Raw genomic sequence first — 18261 nt, forward strand, 5'->3', positions numbered from 1 at the left:
CGAGCTTGGGGACGTTACCCCCAACGCATGCTCCGTCCAACAAGATCCAGTGTGCCATTCTGGCGTGGATCCAGACCACGTGACAGCCGTGATTTGGCCCGATTGACATTTCGCACGATCAAGGCCGGTAAAACCGGGCAAAGTTCGGGCGATCAGTCCGTTACCACCAGTCCGGCAACATGTTGATCATATGCCATTTGGTGGTGCAACCGATTGCAGACCATAGCAAACTCACGAAATCTTGTTGGACGGAGCATGCCCTTAGGCCTTATATGACAGCTTGCCTTGCAAAACAATGTTACGCGCCTGCAAGTTCTGTGTGATCACGGACTTAAGCCAAAATTTGGAGACCGCAATATGACTTCGCTCAACCGTGAACAGATTGTCGCCGCACTCGACAGCGTCATCGACCCGGTCGACGGCAAATCAATCACAGCCAAGGATATGGTGCAAGGTATTGATATCAATAATGAAGTCGTCAATGTAATGATCGCGGTCGATCCAAAGCGCGGCCCCGCACTCGAAGATTTGCGTCAAGCCGCCGAAAAGGCCGTGGCTGCTGTGAACGGGGTCACAACTGCCCGTGTCGCCCTGACGGCGGAACGACCGGCGGCTGCAAGTCAGTCCGCGCCACAACAACCAGCGGCTGCGCGTCCGGCCCAACCCGGACAGCGCCCGCAAGGGGCCGGTCAGAAGCCGCTTGAACTGCCAACCGTGCGCAGCATCGTCACCGTCGCATCGGGCAAGGGCGGGGTTGGCAAATCGACCACTTCGGTCAACCTGGCGCTGTCGCTGGTGGCCAAGGGGCTCAAGGTCGGGCTGCTTGATGCCGATATTTATGGACCCAGCCTGCCGCGTATGATGGGGCTTCGCGCTGCCAAGCCGACCCCGTCATCCGAACATCAGGGCAAAATGATCCCGCCATCGGCCTTTGGCATCCGCATCATGTCGATCGGATTCATGGTTGATGAAGAACAGCCGGTTATCTGGCGTGGACCGATGGCAATGGGCGCGCTTGAACAGCTTCTGCGCGATACCGACTGGGGCGATATTGATGTGCTGGTGGTCGACATGCCCCCGGGGACCGGCGACATTCAGCTTTCCATGGCACAGCGTGTGCCGGTGACCGGTGCTGTTATTGTTTCAACCCCGCAGGACATTGCCCTTCTGGACGCCAAAAAGGGCCTGAACATGTTCCGCAAGGTCAATGTGCCGGTCTTCGGCCTGATCGAAAACATGTCCTATTACAAATGCCCGGAATGCGGCCATGTCGATCACGTCTTTGATCACGGCGGCGCGCGCAAGGCTGCCGATGAACTGGGGGTTCCGTTCCTGGGTGAAATCCCGCTGGATCTTAAAATCCGTCTGGGGGCCGACGAAGGCAAACCGATTGTCCAGACCGAAGCCGATGGCGAACATGCCAAGGCCTATGGCGCAATCGCCCAAAAGATTGCAACCGCGATCGAAGAACGCGTCGGCCCGGCCGAGGCACCCAAGAAAAAGGGCCTGTTCCCCAAGATCAGCTTCAAGTAACCAGCTGTTTGAACGCCTGAAAATGCAAAACCCCGCCAGATTGCTCTGACGGGGTTTTGTTTTGAAATCGGGGTTGTTTACTGAACGGCTTCTGCCATGAAGGACGGCATCCAGCCTTCGTTCAGTTCGCGCAGTTCGGAAAGCGTTACCTTGTCGCCACCATCGATGGTGACAGAATCGCCGCCTGCCTGACCAATGATCACTGCTGCAACGTTCGAGCTGCTTGCCGCATTCAGGACTTTGTCCGGGTCGCGGGTTGCGATCACGTAGCGACCCTGGTCTTCACCAAACAGCCACGCGATTTCGCTGCCAACTTCCGGAAGATGCAGTTCAGCACCGATATTGCCGGCAAGGCACATCTCGGCAACCGTAACCAGCAAGCCGCCATCGGCGATATCGTGGCAGGTCCGCACCAGACCAAGTTCGATCAGTTCGCGGACCAGCGTACCGGCACGCTTTTCAGCATTCAGATCAACCGGCGGCGGTGCACCTTCTTCGCGACCTTCGATGGTCTTGAGATACAGCGACTGGCCAAGCTCACCGGTGGCCGCACCGATCATGATCAATGCACTGTCATCGCGCTTGATACCGATCGTTGCGTGGTGACCAAGATCGGAAATCACACCAACGCCACCAATTGCCGGGGTCGGCATGATGCCAACGCCGTTGGTTTCGTTGTAAAGCGACACGTTACCCGAAACGACCGGGAATTCCAGCGCAATGCAGGCTTCGCCGATACCCTGACATGCGCCAACGAACTGACCCATGATGCGCGGACGTTCCGGGTTGCCGAAGTTCATATTGTCCGTGATGGCAAGCGGCTTGGCACCGGTTGCAACCAGGTTGCGATATGCTTCGGCAACGGCCTGTTTGCCGCCTTCGACCGGATCGGCCATGACATAACGCGGGGTGCAATCGGTGGTGGCTGCAATGCCTTTGTTGGTGCCGTCAACGCGCACGACACCGGCATCGCCACCCGGGCGAACAATGGTGTTGCCCATGACCAGATGGTCATACTGTTCCCAGATCCAGCGACGCGATGCCAGATCGGGCGATGCGATCAGGGTCTTGAGCGCGTCGATATGGCTGACTTTTGCGGAAATGCTGTCGGGATCAATGCGATCCTGTTTCGGGGTCGGTTCCCACGGACGGTCATATTCCGGCGATGCTTCGGCCAGCGGATCAATCGGAAGATCACCGGCAATGTCGCCATGCCATTTCAGAACCATGCGTTTGGTATCGGTCAGAACACCGATGACGGCAAAGTCGAGTTCCCATTTGTCAAAGATCGCCTTGGCGGCTTCTTCGCAACCGGGTTTCAGAACCATCAACATGCGTTCCTGCGACTCTGACAGCATCAGCTCATAGGGCGTCATGCCTTCTTCGCGCATCGGAACCTTATCAAGCCACAGTTCGACACCAACGCCACCCTTGGACGCCATTTCGAACGAGGACGAGGTCAGACCGGCCGCACCCATATCCTGAATGGCGACGATCATGTCGGTTGCCATCAGTTCAAGGCAGGCTTCAAGCAGAAGCTTCTCGGTGAACGGATCGCCGACCTGAACGGTAGGACGCTTTTCTTCGCTGTCATCATCGAACTCGGCCGATGCCATGGTTGCGCCATGGATGCCGTCACGACCGGTTTTCGAGCCGACATAGACAACCGGGTTGCCGATACCGGCCGCCGCCGAATAGAAAATATTGTCCGCATCGGCCAGACCCACGGTCATCGCATTGACCAGGATGTTGCCATTGTATGATGCGTGGAAGTTGGTTTCGCCACCGATGGTCGGAACACCCATGCAGTTGCCATAACCGCCGATCCCTTCGACAACACCGCTCAGAAGATGGCGGGTTTTCGGATGGTCGGCCTCGCCAAAGCGAAGGGCATTAAGGTTTGCAATCGGACGTGCGCCCATGGTGAAGACGTCACGCATGATGCCGCCAACGCCGGTTGCTGCACCCTGATAAGGTTCGATAAAGGACGGGTGGTTGTGGCTTTCCATCTTGAAGACAGCAGCCTGACCATCACCGATGTCAATCACACCGGCGTTTTCACCCGGACCCTGAATGACCCAGTCAGCCTTGGTCGGAAGGGTTTTAAGCCATTTTTTCGACGACTTGTAGGAGCAATGCTCCGACCACATGACCGAGAAAATGCCAAGTTCGTTGATGTTGGGCTCGCGACCCATGATTTCGAGAACGAGTTTGTATTCTTCCTCGTTCAGGCCGTGTTCCTTGACCAGTTCCGGCGTGATCGGGGTGTTGAAATCAAGTGCACTCACGATGCTGCCTCCACCAAGCTTTTGAACAGATTGCGGCCATCAGTGCCACCATGGAGCGGATCAATCGCATTTTCCGGATGCGGCATCATGCCAAGAACGTTGCCGGCCTCGTTAATGATACCGGCAATGTTGCGCTGGGAACCATTAAGGTTGGTTTTGGGATCGACAACACCATCCGCATCGCAATAGCGCAGGATCACGCGACCTTCGCCTTCAAGGCGGTCAAGCGTTTCGCTATCGGCAAAGAAATTGCCGTCATGATGGGCAACCGGATAGTCGACAACTTCGCCAACCTTGTACTGGTTGGTAAAGCGGGTATCGGCGTTTTCGATTTTCAGATGCGTGTTCTTGCAGATGAATTTCAGGCTGGCATTGCGCATCAGCGCACCGGGCAGCAGGCCTGCTTCTGTCAGGATCTGGAAACCGTTACAAACACCAAGAATGGTCACACCGGCTTTGGCGCGATCAGCAACTGCGCGCATGATCGGGGATTTGGCAGCCATGGCGCCGCAACGCAGATAGTCGCCATAGGAAAAACCACCCGGAACCATGATGATGTCGGTCTTTGGCAGTTCGGTTTCGCCATGCCAGACTACGATCGGTTTGGTGCCGGTGGCCTGCTCAAGTGCTGCAATGGCGTCATTCTCCCGGTTGATACCGGGGAAGAGGATGACAGCGGATTTCATGAAATACCGTCTCTCGATTAATGTCCGTTACGTGATCGCGAAAGACAAAGGCCCCGCATCGGCAAAGCCCCGTCCAGGCGGTTAGGCCAGCTCGATGCTGTAGTCTTCGATCACGGTATTGGCGAGAAGCTTCTCGCACATTTCCTTGACCTCGGCTTCGGCCTTGGCGGCATCGGTGCCATCCAGTTCGAGTTCGATGAATTTGCCCTGGCGGACGTCGTTGACGCCATCAAAACCCAGACCCTGAAGGGCGTGGTGAACGGCTTTGCCCTGCGGGTCAAGAACACCGTTCTTCAGGGTGACATGAACACGTGCTTTCACGAGAAGCTCCTTTAAGTTCGCAGGCGCGGGGCTCGCGCGACTTTGTTTGCAAACAGAACGCTGTCCGGCATTCGCCGCCGGTCAGCCATAAGAAAAGGCCGCGCGAGCGCGGCCTTGGGGTGTTATTTGGTCGCGTCTTTGTTCAGCGACTCTATTTCGGCGGACTCAGGGAGCACACCAAGACGGCGCGCGACTTCCTGATAGGCCTCTTCGACGCCGCCGAGATCGCGACGGAAGCGGTCCTTGTCCATCTTTTCGTTGGTGATGGCGTCCCACAGGCGGCAGTTGTCGGGGCTGAATTCATCAGCCAGCACCAGCTGCGCAAAATCGCCTTCCCAAACACGGCCGAATTCAAGTTTGAAATCGACCAGTTTCAGACCGATGCCGCGCATCAAGCCACAAAGGTAATCATTCACACGCAGGGTCATGCCAACGATTTCCTCAAGCTCTTCGGGGCTTGCCCAGCCCAGAGCAAGGATATGCTCGTCAGAAACCAGCGGATCGCCAAGCGCGTCGTCCTTGTAATAGAACTCGACGATCGGGCGGGGCAGACGTTCGCCTTCTTCAAGGCCAAGACGCTTTGCCATGGAACCGGCAACGATGTTGCGGACCACCACTTCGATCGGAACAATTTCGCATTTCTTGCAAAGCTGTTCTCGCATGTTCAGACGGCGAATGAAATGGGTCGGAATGCCGATTTCCGCCAGACGGGTCATGACGAATTCGGTGATCATGTTGTTCAGGACGCCCTTGCCGGCAATCGTGCCGCGCTTCTGAGCGTTAAACGCAGTGGCGTCATCCTTGAAATACTGAATGATCGTACCGGGCTCTGTACCTTCGTAAAGAACCTTGGCTTTACCCTCGTAGATGGGCTGCTTTCTGGACATTGGCGGGATCTTTCACATCTAGGCCCGCACGGCAACTGCGCAGGCACCCTGAAATTCGCGCCCCCCGTATAGCAGTGCTGGGCGAGAAACTCAATTGTCGCTTAAGCTCTATTTACGCAAACTTGATAATCAAAATTTGCAACCGTCCGGGCATCCATCCCGGGACGGTCTGTTTTGCACTGCAAACATCTGGCAAAGTTGCGTTTTCTGCCTGATCGGGGCCTAAAGGTTAACCGGATGGAACGGTGTGGTGTCAGGCTGCCCGTCGGCAAATAACCAGACCGGACGACGTGGCAGTTCGTGTTCGCTTGTGGGAATCGCCGGCAAACCGATCAGGGACGAACAAACCGTTTCAAATCCCATATTGCTGCGCACCAGCATTGCATCGGACCGGATGTCATGATGATCGGGATCGGGGGCCTCGATGCCGGTATCGGCCAGCAGGGCCTGCCAGGCAAACCAGTCATCTGCTTCCGGGTTCGGTGCCGGGGCCGCACGAAACCGTGGCAGATTGCGGCGTGTGCGCGCACTGTTTGCCGTATCGTTCAGATCATGGGCCGTCAAAATCGACAATCCTTCGGGGATGTCGGTAATCTCGATTTTTCCTGTCCCGCGATTGGCCAGCCAATAGGCATCCCGGTTATCGGCAATAACCATGTTGAACGGGCGATAGGCATCGCCATCAAGGGCCGCCAGCGACTGTGCCGCATCAATGGCATCGGCATGATCAAGGGCCTCAAGCGGCAATTCCCCGCGGGACCGTTTGTCCTCGGCCGGGCCAAGGGTGCCAAACCGGTTCAGAACGGCCGCGACAACGCCATCTTCGTTGACACCAAGCCAGGTGCCACCGGCCGTCTCATCCAGCCCGGCCACAACATCGGGACGATCATCCCAGTGACGTGCCGGGGATTTCCACGGGCGATTGTTCATTTCGTCGCGATTGGCGCCGATGATCACCGGCCAGTCATGGTCGGGGCGGCGTAAAATAATGACTGTGCACATGAGCCAGATCAAAGCGCGATGAAAGATGATTTGTCAAATTCAAAAGTGTCGAACAAAGGGGTGAAAAATACCCCGCTTATTCTCAAATATTAATTCAGAGGACGGGCGCAACACACCCAGTGTGAAAGCCGGTGCAACATCCAAGGAGGGCTCGATATGAACAGCTTTAATGATCGTGAACGTGGTTTCGAAGCAAAGTACAGTTTTGATCTGGAACAGGATTTTCGTGTCGAGACACATCTTTATAAAATGCTGATCGCCTGGGCTGGCGAACAGATGGGCATGTCCGCCCAGGAAAGTCAGGATTATGCCGTCAAGGTCGTGGGCGAAGTGGTTGCCAATCCGCGTGACAATGGCGTTGTTGCAATGCTTCTGGCGGACTTCGGGCGCAAAAATGTCGATATCACGGCCTCTGAACTCAATGCCAAACTCGAAGAACTACGTCCGGTTGCGCGCGCAGAAGTCCTGACCTGACGGTCAGGATGCAGGCCTTTGCCAAAAACTTCTAGTTTGCAAACCACTAGGCGGTCTCGTATCCTGCGTCTTGTAATAAAAGACGAGTGGGTGCAACCTTTTGGTGTGATATTATGCACCAGGGGCGTAAGGGTGCTAATCAGGTAGAAGAAGGGCAAAGGCTTTGCGTATCCTTTTGGCGGACGATCACGATCTGGTTCGTGAGGCGATATCACTTCTGTTTCAGCAGTATTTCGACGATTGCGAAGTCGCTGAGGCCGGTGCATTGGAACCGGCGCTGGATTTGATTGACGAAAACAATTCATTCGATCTTGTGTTGCTTGACCTGCGTATGCCCGGCATGAACGGTCTGGAAGGGTTGAAACGTGCACTTGAAAAAGTCGCGCCATCGACCTTTGTGGTTCTGCTGTCGGGTGCCTATCGCAGTGAAGATGTGCGCAACGCCATCGAGGCCGGGGCACATGGTTTCATTCCCAAAACCCTGCGCGGGCAGGCCCTGGCAAATGCGGTTCAGCTCGTTCTGGCCGGGGAAAAATACCTGCCATCGTCGATTCTGAATGATCTGAGCGACGGCACGATTGGTGGTGGCGACGGTGATGGTCGTCTGGCCGGCGGTTTCGGAAGTGATGGCGACTTTGGCCGTTTGACGCCGCGTGAACGTGAAGTCCTGGCACTGCTGTCCGAAGGGCGCCCGAACAAGGATATCGCCCGTCATCTCGACCTGCGCGAGATCACGGTCAAATACCATCTCAAAAACATCTATCGCAAACTCAATGTGTCCAACCGGGCACAGGCGGTGAAAATGGCGCTCGAAGATATGGCGCGCACCGGAAGTTTGTAGTATCTTCGTCAAAGGCAGCTCAGTTTGTGGCGCAAATCCCGGCTCGTGATTTCACGGGCCGTTTTTTGTTGCGAAAACCGGTTTGCGTTCCCTCGTAATGTCACCTGAAACGAGGAAAAATTCATGACTGTCAAAATTGCATTGATCGGCGATTTCAATCCCGATGTCACTGCCCATCAGGCGATCCCGAAGGCGCTTGAGATCGCTGGCAATCGCGCGGGCATATCGGTTCATCATGACTGGATTGCGACCGCATCGATTGATCCGGAAAATATTGCATCACAGCTTGGCCGTTATCAGGGTATCTGGTGTGTGCCCGCAAGCCCGTATCAAAGCTTTGACGGTGCCCTTGCCGCCATCGGGTATGCCCGCCGGAACAAGGTGCCGTTTCTTGGCACATGTGGTGGTTATCAACATGCGGTTCTTGAATATGTCCGTAATGTGCTTGGTTTTGGGAATGCCGCAAATGCCGAAGTCGATCCTGATGCGGAACTTCCGATTATTGCGCCGCTGGTCTGTGCATTGATTGATCAGGACGGCGGAATTGATCTGGTCAAAGATAGTCTGATCCAGTCCCGTTATGGCCAGGACCGGATCACGGAAACCTATCGTTGCAGTTATGGTTTTAACCGTGACCATGTCGGGTTGCTTGAAGGTCATTCGATGCGCGTTTCGGCCTGGGATCAGGATGGGGACCCGCGTGCTGTCGAAATCGTTGATCATCCATTCTTTATCGGAACAGCGTTCCAGCCCGAACGATCTGGATTGCGCGGCGAGTCCCATCCGCTGATTTCAGCCTTTGTCGATGCGGCAATGATGCTTGCGGCATAGCTGTTTTCTGCCCGTTTTTTGGGGCAAGCATCACATGGCCGCAAAAAAAAAGCGCCCCCGGGGACACGGGGGCGCAGTTTCTGAGAACAGGGAGCTCTCAGGCTGGTTCGGGCCGGTTGTGGGCCCGGACATCTGGTGATGGGGATATCGCAGGGGTGGTGGACGCGATGGGGGCGGGCGTTCTGCCCGATTGCATGATGATGACCCCGACCAGAATTACAGAGGTGGCAACCAGATCGGTCGCGGTAACCGTTTCACCAAGAATCAGGGTCCCGGTCGCAAGGCCGATGACAGGCGGGATATAGGTCGAACTGGCTGCTTTGATCGCGCCGAGTTTTTCGACAACATAGTAATAGCACATATAGGCAATGCCGGTGCCAAACAGGCCAAGCCCGATAAACAGCCCGGCCGTTGCCAGCGGACTGACAAAGATCGCATCAATCCCGTCAAGATCACCCACTACAAGCAGGGTGGCCGACGACAGGCCAAGCTGATAGGTGCAAAGCGCAATCGGGGAGATGCCAAGCGGGCTTATGAATTTGCGCGCATAAACAAAGGACAGCCCGACACAGGCAGACCCGAATGCGATATAGCCGACCCCGGCCGGATCAATTGCCCCGGCACTGCCTTCCCACGGGCGGGCAATGGCGGCAATCCCCGCAAAGCCAAGCAACAATCCCCCGACAGAACGCAGATTGATCGGCTCTCCCTTCAGGAACAGCAGGGCGGCGATAAAGGTGAAGAACGGAATGGCACCTGCCAGGATCCCGGCAATGCTTGATGGCAGGATCGCGATGCCCTTGGCAAAGGCGTAATAATAAACCGACGCTGCCAGAAGCGACATCACAACGAAATGATGGGTATGTCGCAGGTGCCGCCAGGCAAGTTTTCGGCGCAACAACGCAATCAGAAATAACGGCACAAAGCCCATGGTTACCCGAACCATCACAATATGCATCGGGCTGACATAGTGGCTGGCGGTTTTGTTAAACAGATAGGTCAGCCCCCAGACAAGGGCGAGAAATCCGAAAACGATATAGGCATTCTTCTTCATGTCGGAAAACTCGAATTGCGAAGTTTCCACGACATTTACTGATTTACCGTGTATCTTACAAATCATGCTATCTGGATCATAATATAGAAAAACTGCATTATGTCGCCATATCCGCCCCTGAAGACGCTTCCGGCTTTCGAGGCTGCATTACGTCTGCAAAGCTTTTCACTGGCTGCCGATGAACTTAATGTCACGCCCGGTGCGGTCGGACAGCAGATCCGCAAACTCGAAGAATGGCTTGGCGTTGAACTGTTCACCCGTTCGGTGCGACAGGTCTACCCGACCGCAGACGGGCTGGCCTATGCCGCTCGTATCGGTCCGGCCTTGCAGCAGATTTCCGATGCCAGTGCGCAATTGCGCCGACGGCAGGATCATTCCGTTCATTTCGCCATGCCGCCGAGCTTTGCCGCCAAGTGGTTTTCATCGCGAATGGCCCGGTTCCTGATCATGCATCCGACCACGGCCCTTCATGTCGGATCGACCGAAGAAAAGCCGAACTTCGATCAGGATGGCCTTGATATTGCGGTTCGCTACTTTGATGGCAATGACGACAGTCTTGAGGCAGTGTTGCTGTATCGCGGGCAGGCTGCTGTTTATTGCGCGCCATCATATCGTGATGAACTCGGCCTTGAAACGCCGGGGGATCTTGTACGCGCGACCCTGATCAATGATACCAAACATCACTGGTGGGCAGACTGGCTTGCGACCTTTGCCGGAATTGATCCCGATCAGACCCGGGCACTGAAGCATATCGATATTGATCAGACCGCCATGGTAATCGAGGCGGCCATTCATAATCAGGGGGTGGTGATCAGCAACCCGCTTCTGGCCGAAGAAGACGTCAGCGAAGGCAAGCTTGTTCACCTTTTTCCCGAACATGTTCTGACCGTGCCGTTGGGCTATTACCTGGTGCATCCCAAAAAGCGGGAATTGCGCAGTCAGGTCAGGCTGTTTCGCGACTGGCTGCTTGAAGAAGCCCGCGACCTTGTCTCAAGCCAGCGGCTCTAACGAAAAAAGCCCCGGCCAGGGACCGGGGCTCTGATATCTGAACCGGGTTGCCGTTAGTCGGCAAACACGCGGGCAAAGATCGTGTCGACATGCTTGGTGTGGTAACCAAGGTCAAACAGCGCTTCGAGCTTGTCCAACGGAATACGTGCGGTGACGTCTTCGTCGGTTTTCAGAAGCGACAGAAGATCGCCTTCGCGGTTCCAGACCTTCATCGCGTTGCGCTGAACAATGCGGTAAGAATCTTCGCGCGAAACACCATGCTGGGTCAGGGTCAGCAGCACGCGCTGCGAGAAGACCAGACCTCCCATCTGATTAAGGATCTCGTCCATGCGTTCCGGATAGATCACCAGATTTTCAACAACGTTGGTCAAACGCATCAGTGCGAAATCAAGCGTTACGGTCGCATCCGGGCCGATGTTACGTTCGACCGAGCTGTGCGAAATATCGCGCTCGTGCCACAGGGCAACGTTTTCCATCGCCGGGATTGCCATCGAACGGACCAGACGGGCAAGACCGGTCAGGTTTTCGGTCAGAACCGGGTTACGCTTGTGCGGCATCGCCGAGGAGCCTTTCTGCCCCTTGGAGAAGAATTCTTCGGCTTCGCGCACTTCGGTACGCTGAAGATGGCGAATTTCAGTTGCCAGATGTTCGATCGAGGACGCGATAACACCAAGGGCTGCGAAATAGGCGGCATGACGGTCACGCGGGATCACCTGGGTCGAAACCGGTTCCGGCTTCAGGCCAAGCTTGGCTGCGACATGTTCTTCGACGCTCGGATCGATATTGGCAAATGTGCCGACCGCACCGGAAATTGCACAGGTGGCGATTTCGTCACGTGCCGCGACCAGACGATCACGGTTACGTTTGAATTCCGCATAGAAAGTCGCAAGCTTAAGGCCAAAGGTCACCGGCTCTGCGTGGATGCCGTGCGAACGGCCCATGCAGGGGACATCCTTGGTTTCATAGGCGCGCTTTTTAAGGGCGGCCAGAAGCTTGTCCATATCTTCAAGAAGAATGTCGGTTGCCTGGGCAAGCTGCACGTTAAAGCAGGTATCCAGAACGTCCGAGCTGGTCATGCCCTGATGGACAAAACGGGCTTCTTCACCGACCTGTTCGGCCAGTTCGGTCAGGAACGCGATCACGTCATGTTTGACTTCGGCTTCGACGGTATCGATGCGATCAATGCGGTCCTGGGTATAGGGCTTGTCGCCTTTTTCCCAGACAAGCTTGGCGGATTCAGCCGGGATAACACCCAGTTCAGCCAGTTTGTCAGCAGCGTGAGCTTCGATTTCGAACCAGATACGGAATTTGTTCGCCGGTTCCCAGATGGCTGTCATCTGCGGACGGGAATAACGGGGGATCATGCGGTCGCCTCCGGGCATAATGGTTGGGCGCCGGGGCATGATGTGAATGATCGGAATGCGTGATCAGTTGCACGATCATAAGGCCGGCACGCTTTCACCGGGTCGGATAGTCCATTCCGGGGCAATTGGCAACCCTGCAGACGGTATGGCAGGGATGTGAACGCATTTTTACCGCCCAAAAACTTGTCTTCTGTTAGAAATATAGCAACTTAGATAATATATGCAGTGTTGATCGAAACGCTGTCAGTGCATTCAGCCTGACAATCCGATTGTTGAGTAGGCGGGAAATTAATGGCGCGTGAAGCCGACGGGGCCAAGAGTCACCAGAAAGAACCGACCGGCAGCCAGATGACCGACGAGAACCATCTTGCGAGGCTCGTGGATCTGGGGATCGCACTTTCCGCCGAACAGGGGCGCGAAGAGCTTAATCAGAAAATCCTGATGGCGGCGCGCGAATTTACCAATGCCGATGGCGGGTCGCTGTATCTTGTAAACCGCGAAGAAAGCGAACTGCATTTCCGCATTCTGGTCAATGACACGCTCGATACCTTTTTCGTCAGCGGCCGCGAGGCTGAAAAGCCGTTCCCGCCATTGCCGCTTTATGATGACGAAGGCCGCCCGAATTACCGCAATATCGCAACCTATGTCGCGCTAAGCGGCAAGGCGATCAATATCGAAGATGCCTATTGCGCCAAGGGTTTCGATTTTTCGGGAACGCGTGCCTTTGATGCCAAAACCGGTTATCGGTCAAAATCCTTCCTGACGGTGCCGTTGAAAAACACCCGTGGCACGGTCATTGGCGTTTTGCAGCTGATCAATGCGCGCGATGACAAGGGAAATGTCATTGCCTTTGATCCGGTGATCGAACCGATCATCAATGCTCTTGCCAGTCAGGCGGCGGTGGCCATTGAAAACAGCCGTCTTCTGGTCGCCCAGCGTGACCTGATGGAAAGCTTTGTCCATGTACTGGGCCATGCCATCGATGCCAAATCCCCGCATACGGCCGATCATTGTTCGCGCGTGCCGGTGATTGCGCGCATGCTGGCACAGGCAGCTGTTGATGACAAACGCGGGCCGTTTTCCAATTTCTATCTGACCGATATGGAATGGTATGAGCTTGATCTTGCCGCCTGGCTTCATGATTGCGGCAAGATCGTTACGCCCGATCACGTGATCGAAAAGGCCACCAAGCTTGAAACCATCCATAACCGCATTCATGAAATCCGTACCCGGTTCGAAGTCCTTAGACGTGATGCCGAAATCGACATGCTCAAACGCCAGCTTGCCGGTGAGGATGCCGGTGTGTGCGAAGCCGATTTCAACGCGCGCGTCAGCGAACTGGAAGCACAGTTTGCGCTGGTGGCCGATGCCAATATCGGTGATGCGGAAATCGACACCGATGCCATCTATGCCTTGCATGATATCGCGGAACAAAAATGGACCCGCCATTTCGACCGGACATTGGGTCTGTCATGGGCAGAAAATGAGCGGCTAAGCGATACCGAACTTGCAACCTTGCGCGAACCGGGCCCGGAAAATCTTTTGATGGATCGCGAAGATCACATCTATCAGGGCTTCAACCGCGGAGAACTTTACAATCTTTCGGTCCCGCACGGGACGCTGACATCCGAAGAACGCCAGGTGATCAATGATCATGTGGTGATCACGCAGGATATGCTTGCCCAGTTGCCCTATCCGCGCGAATTGCAACGTATCCCGGCGATTGCGGGCAATCATCACGAAAAAATGGACGGCTCGGGATATCCGCGCGGCCTTACCGGTGATGATATGGGGATCCTCGAAAAAGTGATGGTGATCGCCGATATCTTCGAGGCACTGACCGCGGTCGACCGTCCCTATAAACGGCCAAAGCTTCTGTCTGAATGTATCGCAATCCTTGCCGATATGCGCGACAAGGGGCAGATCGACAATGACCTGTTTGAACTGTTTCTGGTCAGCGGGACATATCTGGATTACGGCCGTAAATATCTGCGGTCCGAGCAGTGCGACGAAGTCGATATCGAACAATTCATCCTTTCCAAATAGCAGCCCGTCCTTGCACCGATAAAAAAACGGACCGCCACAGGGACGGTCCGGCAAGTTCAGGGTGCAATTATTGGGGGCTTCTTATGAGATGCTGTCATGGAAATGACAGGCGACTTCCTGGGTTTCGGAAACCCGGTCAAGTGTTGGTGATGCGGTTGCGCATTTGTCCTGTGCAAACGGACACCGGGTTCTGAAAACACAGCCCGATGGCGGTGACAGCGGACTTGGCAGATCCCCGGTCAGAACGATGCGTTCCTTGTTGCGTTCGATCTCGGGATCGGGGATCGGCACGGCTGAAATCAGCGCCTTGGTATAGGGGTGCCTTGGTGCGGCATAGATGCTGTCACGATCTGCCAGTTCCATGACATTGCCCAGATACAGCACCATGATGCGGTGGCAGATATGGCGCACGATCGATAGGTCATGGCTGATGAAAATCAGCGACAGATCAAACTCACGCTGCAATTCCTGCAACAGATTGACGATCTGGGCCTGAATGGACACATCGAGTGCCGAAACCGGTTCGTCACAAACAATCAGTTTCGGTTCAAGGATCATCGCACGCGCAATCCCGATACGCTGGCACTGACCACCCGAAAATTCATGCGGATAACGGTTGATCATCTGCGGGAGCAATCCCACACGCGCCATCATGCGTTTGACCCGGACCTTGATTTCATCCTTGCCCAGTTCGGGTTTGTGGGTCACCAGCGGCTCGGCAATGATTTCGCCAATCGTCATGCGGGGATTAAGGCTGGCCAGCGGATCCTGGAAAATGATCTGAAGATCACGGCGCAGCGGCTGCATTTCACGGTGCGGGGCGCCGACAATATCTTTGCCAAGCCAGGCGACCTGTCCGCTTGATGGCGGGATCAGTTGCAGGATCGCCCGGCCAAGGGTCGATTTGCCACAGCCGGACTCCCCGACAACGCCAAGTGTCTCGCCGGGATAAAGGTCGAAATTCACCCCGTCCACGGCGCGAAGCTTGCGGTCTGGTGCAAAAAGTCCCTTGCCCGGTACGGAAAAATGCACCTTGAGATCGCGAACGGACAGGATCGGACTGGTTGCTTTTTTCGGTTTGTGCGCGGTGATTGCGGTCATTGTCCATCCTCCCGGAAGCAGGCGCTGGCACGGCCCTGATCAAACACCGTAAGAACCGGGCGTTCGGCACAGCACCGATCCATGACATAGCCACAGCGTTCCTGATAGGCGCACCCTGTCGGCAGGTTTTGCAGGTTGGGCGGCTGACCCGGAATGGCAAACAGGCTTTCCTCATTGGCGTGATCGATGCGCGGCATCGATTTCAGAAGCCCTTCGGTATAGGGATGATGACTGTCGTAATAGATGTCGCGGACAGATCCGGTTTCGACCACGCGCCCGCCATACATCACCATCACCCGGTCACACAGGCCGGCCACCACACCAAGATCATGGGTGATCATGACCGTGGCGGTGTTGAAGTCCTTTTGCAGGTCGCGCAACAGATCCAGAATCTGAGCCTGTACCGTCACATCAAGGGCGGTGGTCGGTTCATCGGCAATCAGAACTTCCGGATCGCACAAAAGCGCCATGGCAATCATCACGCGCTGGCGCATGCCGCCGGAAAATTCATGCGGATACATGTGCACCCGCTGGGCCGCACCCGGAATGCCAACACGATCAAGCATCGCGATTGCACGTTTAAGGGCCTCGGCCTCGGACATGCCGCGATGTTCGACCAGCACTTCGGTCATCTGTTTGGAGATTTTCAGATACGGGTTCAGCGACGTCATCGGATCCTGAAAGATCATCGACATCGAAACACCGCGGATCTTGTTAAGTTCGCGCGCAGGCAGGTTCAGGATTTCACTGTCCTTATAGCGGACCGACCCGCTCGATGTGCCATTCTTGGCCAGAAGCCCCATGATCGACATGAAAATCTGGGTTTTTCCCGACCCGGATTCCCCGACCACGCCAAGTGTTTCGCCCGGATCAAGATGGAAGTTGACGTTATTGACGGCTGCGACTTCCCCGTCCGGGGTCTGGAAACGGGCGGTCAGGTTTTCGACTGTCAGAATATGATTTGTTGTCATGATATGTGTCCTTGCCGTCCCTTATCTGTCTTTCGGATCAAGCGCATCGCGCAAACCGTCACCGATGAAGTTGAAACAGAAAAGGGTGAGTGCCAGGAACAGGGCCGGATAGATCAGCATCCAGGTCGATGCTTCAATCACTTTGGCCCCTTCGGAAATCAGAACTCCCCAGCTGGTCAGCGGTTCCTGCACGCCCAGTCCAAGGAAGGACAGGAAGCTTTCGGTCAGGATGACCTGCGGGATGGTCAGGGTCATATAGACAATCACCGGCCCCAGAACGTTGGGGATGATGTGCCGGAAAATGATCTTGAAGTTCGAAACACCCGTGGCGTGGGCGGCCTCGATAAATTCGCGACGGCGCAGGGATAAGGTCTGACCGCGGACAATACGCGCCATGGTCAGCCATTCAACCGCACCAAGGGCGACAAAGATCAGGAAAATGTTTCGGCCAAACACCACCATCAACATGATGACAAAGAACATGAAGGGCAGGGAATAAAGCACATCGACAAAGCGCATCATGATGTTGTCGACCTTGCCGCCGAAATACCCGGCAACCGCGCCATAGGTCACCCCGATCGCCAGCGACACCGATGTCGCAAGCAGGCCGACCGCCAGTGAAACCCGCGCACCATACAGAACACGGATAAACAGATCGCGCCCGTTGCCGTCGGTGCCAAAGATATGGCCGTTTTCCCAGTTCGGACCTTCCTGGATATAGCCCCAGTCGATCTGGTCATAGGCATAAGGACTAAGAAGCGGGGCAAAAATCGCCAGCAGGGTAATGATCCCCAGAATGATCATCGACCCCACAGCCGCCTTGTTGCGAAACAGGCGGATACGCGCATCCCGCCACAGGCTGCGGCCTTCGATTTCCGCGGGCGCGCCTGCTGCTTCGAGCATTGCAGTCTTTTCAGATTTATTCATCATCAGCGTGACTTCAATTTTGGATCAAGAAGGCCGTAAACCATATCGACCAGGAAATTCAGCATGATGATCATCACCGCATAGACAATGACCACGCCCATCACCAGCGGGTAGTCACGGTTGAGTGCCGCCTTGATGAAATAGGTGCCGATACCGGGCACGCCAAAGATGCTCTCGATCACCACCGATCCGGTCATCACAGCCGCGGTTGCCGGACCCAGATAGGACACAACCGGCAAAAGTGCGCCTTTGATCGCATGACGATTGACGACAAGCGTTTCACGCAAACCCTTGGCGCGCGCGGTGCGGATATAGTTGGAATGCAGAACCTCGACCATGGAGCCGCGGGTCAGACGCGCGATATAGGCAATCTGGGGCAGGGCAAGGGCAATGATCGGTAAAATCTTGTACTGGATTTCACCATCTCCCCATCCCGCCGTCGGCAGGATCGAAAGATACAGCCCGAACACCAGTGACAAAAGCGGTGCCATCACAAAGTTCGGAATGGCAATGCCGATCATGGCAACGCCCATCACCGCAAAATCAACCGCACTGTTTTGCCGAAGGGCGGCATAGGTGCCAAATCCGACCCCGAAGACAAGGGCAATGGCAATTGCACTCAGTCCAAGCTGCATGGAGGCCGGCGCACCGGCCATGATCAGTTCGGCAACGCTGAAGTCGCGGATTTTGATCGATGGGCCAAAGTCGCCCTGAAACAGCTTTCCGATATAGATCGCGTATTGTTCGATCAGCGGCTTATCAAGATCATAGGCCGCCTTGATGTTCTTTTCGATTTCGGGTGGCAATGCGCGTTCCTGATCGAACGGGCCGCCCGGTGCAATACGCATCATGAAAAAGGCCACCGTGATCACGATGAACAATGTCGGGATCGCGATCAACAGGCGCCGAATGGCGTAAGATAACATA

General features: G+C 55.4%; 17 protein-coding genes. 6 read left to right on the top strand and 11 right to left on the bottom strand.

Annotated features, from left to right (window positions below):
* Positions 1 to 357: 357 nt before the first annotated feature.
* Positions 358 to 1533, top strand: coding sequence for an Mrp/NBP35 family ATP-binding protein (locus tag CU041_RS03745; protein WP_101245782.1), 1176 nt, complete (start codon positions 358 to 360; stop codon positions 1531 to 1533).
* A 77-nt stretch (positions 1534 to 1610) separates the two neighbouring features.
* On the opposite strand, the gene purL is transcribed toward CU041_RS03745, so the two are convergent.
* From purL to CU041_RS03770, 5 genes are all read right to left on the bottom strand, one after another.
* A complete protein-coding gene (gene purL, locus CU041_RS03750) occupies positions 1611 to 3824 on the bottom strand; it encodes a phosphoribosylformylglycinamidine synthase subunit PurL (RefSeq protein ID WP_371833721.1) in 2214 nt (737 codons plus the stop codon).
* A complete protein-coding gene (purQ, locus tag CU041_RS03755) occupies positions 3818 to 4507 on the bottom strand; it encodes a phosphoribosylformylglycinamidine synthase subunit PurQ (protein WP_101245784.1) in 690 nt (229 codons plus the stop codon). Before purQ ends, purL begins: the two co-directional genes overlap by 7 nt.
* An 81-nt stretch (positions 4508 to 4588) precedes the next feature.
* Positions 4589 to 4828 (bottom strand): phosphoribosylformylglycinamidine synthase subunit PurS, encoded by a 240-nt coding sequence (gene purS / locus CU041_RS03760; protein WP_008891731.1) that lies wholly within the window; start codon positions 4826 to 4828, stop codon positions 4589 to 4591.
* 122 nt (positions 4829 to 4950) lie between these two features.
* Positions 4951 to 5715, bottom strand: coding sequence for a phosphoribosylaminoimidazolesuccinocarboxamide synthase (gene purC / locus CU041_RS03765; protein WP_068519621.1), 765 nt, complete (start codon positions 5713 to 5715; stop codon positions 4951 to 4953).
* Between the two features lie 222 nt (positions 5716 to 5937).
* The gene (locus CU041_RS03770) at positions 5938 to 6717 is read right to left on the bottom strand and encodes an NRDE family protein (protein ID WP_101245785.1); all 780 of its coding nucleotides are present in this window, start codon (positions 6715 to 6717) and stop codon (positions 5938 to 5940) included.
* A gap of 156 nt (positions 6718 to 6873) precedes the next feature.
* Between CU041_RS03770 and CU041_RS03775 the strand changes: the two genes are divergently transcribed.
* From CU041_RS03775 to CU041_RS03785, 3 genes are all read left to right on the top strand, one after another.
* Positions 6874 to 7191: a DUF1476 domain-containing protein gene (locus CU041_RS03775; RefSeq protein ID WP_068519623.1), complete on the top strand. Its 318-nt coding sequence runs from the start codon at positions 6874 to 6876 to the stop codon at positions 7189 to 7191.
* Between the two features lie 163 nt (positions 7192 to 7354).
* Positions 7355 to 8032, top strand: a complete 678-nt coding sequence (locus CU041_RS03780) for a response regulator (RefSeq protein WP_068519624.1) — start codon at positions 7355 to 7357, stop codon at positions 8030 to 8032.
* Between the two features lie 123 nt (positions 8033 to 8155).
* The gene (locus tag CU041_RS03785; protein WP_101245786.1) at positions 8156 to 8863 is read left to right on the top strand and encodes a CTP synthase C-terminal region-related (seleno)protein; all 708 of its coding nucleotides are present in this window, start codon (positions 8156 to 8158) and stop codon (positions 8861 to 8863) included.
* 97 nt (positions 8864 to 8960) lie between these two features.
* On the opposite strand, the gene CU041_RS03790 is transcribed toward CU041_RS03785, so the two are convergent.
* On the bottom strand, positions 8961 to 9947 hold the full coding sequence (locus CU041_RS03790) for a DMT family transporter (RefSeq protein WP_233432993.1): 987 nt from the start codon (positions 9945 to 9947) through the stop codon (positions 8961 to 8963).
* Positions 9948 to 10016: 69 nt separating this feature from the next.
* On the opposite strand from CU041_RS03790, the gene CU041_RS03795 reads away from it, so the two are divergent.
* A complete protein-coding gene (locus CU041_RS03795) occupies positions 10017 to 10925 on the top strand; it encodes a LysR substrate-binding domain-containing protein (protein ID WP_101245788.1) in 909 nt (302 codons plus the stop codon).
* Positions 10926 to 10978: 53 nt separating this feature from the next.
* Here the strand turns inward: CU041_RS03795 and purB are convergent, their stop codons facing one another.
* Positions 10979 to 12289 carry an adenylosuccinate lyase gene (purB, locus tag CU041_RS03800; RefSeq protein ID WP_101245920.1) on the bottom strand — a complete coding sequence of 437 codons (1311 nt, stop codon included), beginning with the start codon at positions 12287 to 12289 and terminating at the stop codon, positions 10979 to 10981.
* A gap of 291 nt (positions 12290 to 12580) precedes the next feature.
* Between purB and CU041_RS03805 the strand changes: the two genes are divergently transcribed.
* On the top strand, positions 12581 to 14335 hold the full coding sequence (locus tag CU041_RS03805) for a GAF and HD-GYP domain-containing protein (RefSeq protein WP_101245789.1): 1755 nt from the start codon (positions 12581 to 12583) through the stop codon (positions 14333 to 14335).
* 81 nt (positions 14336 to 14416) lie between these two features.
* On the opposite strand, the gene CU041_RS03810 is transcribed toward CU041_RS03805, so the two are convergent.
* Genes CU041_RS03810 through oppB form a run of 4 tightly spaced genes read right to left on the bottom strand, consistent with a single transcriptional unit; the run spans position 14417 to position 18260 of the window.
* Positions 14417 to 15436: an ABC transporter ATP-binding protein gene (locus tag CU041_RS03810; RefSeq protein WP_101245790.1), complete on the bottom strand. Its 1020-nt coding sequence runs from the start codon at positions 15434 to 15436 to the stop codon at positions 14417 to 14419.
* Positions 15433 to 16407: an ABC transporter ATP-binding protein gene (locus tag CU041_RS03815; RefSeq protein ID WP_101245791.1), complete on the bottom strand. Its 975-nt coding sequence runs from the start codon at positions 16405 to 16407 to the stop codon at positions 15433 to 15435. The genes CU041_RS03810 and CU041_RS03815 overlap by 4 nt, the downstream gene beginning before the upstream one ends.
* Before the next feature lie 21 nt (positions 16408 to 16428).
* Positions 16429 to 17337 carry an ABC transporter permease subunit gene (locus CU041_RS03820; protein ID WP_101245792.1) on the bottom strand — a complete coding sequence of 303 codons (909 nt, stop codon included), beginning with the start codon at positions 17335 to 17337 and terminating at the stop codon, positions 16429 to 16431.
* Positions 17337 to 18260: an oligopeptide ABC transporter permease OppB gene (oppB, locus tag CU041_RS03825; RefSeq protein ID WP_068519632.1), complete on the bottom strand. Its 924-nt coding sequence runs from the start codon at positions 18258 to 18260 to the stop codon at positions 17337 to 17339. The genes CU041_RS03820 and oppB overlap by 1 nt, the downstream gene beginning before the upstream one ends.
* Between the last annotated feature and the right edge of the window lies 1 nt (position 18261).

It is taken from the genome of Thalassospira povalilytica (assembly GCF_002844235.1).
Lineage (GTDB): Bacteria > Pseudomonadota > Alphaproteobacteria > Rhodospirillales > Thalassospiraceae > Thalassospira > Thalassospira povalilytica.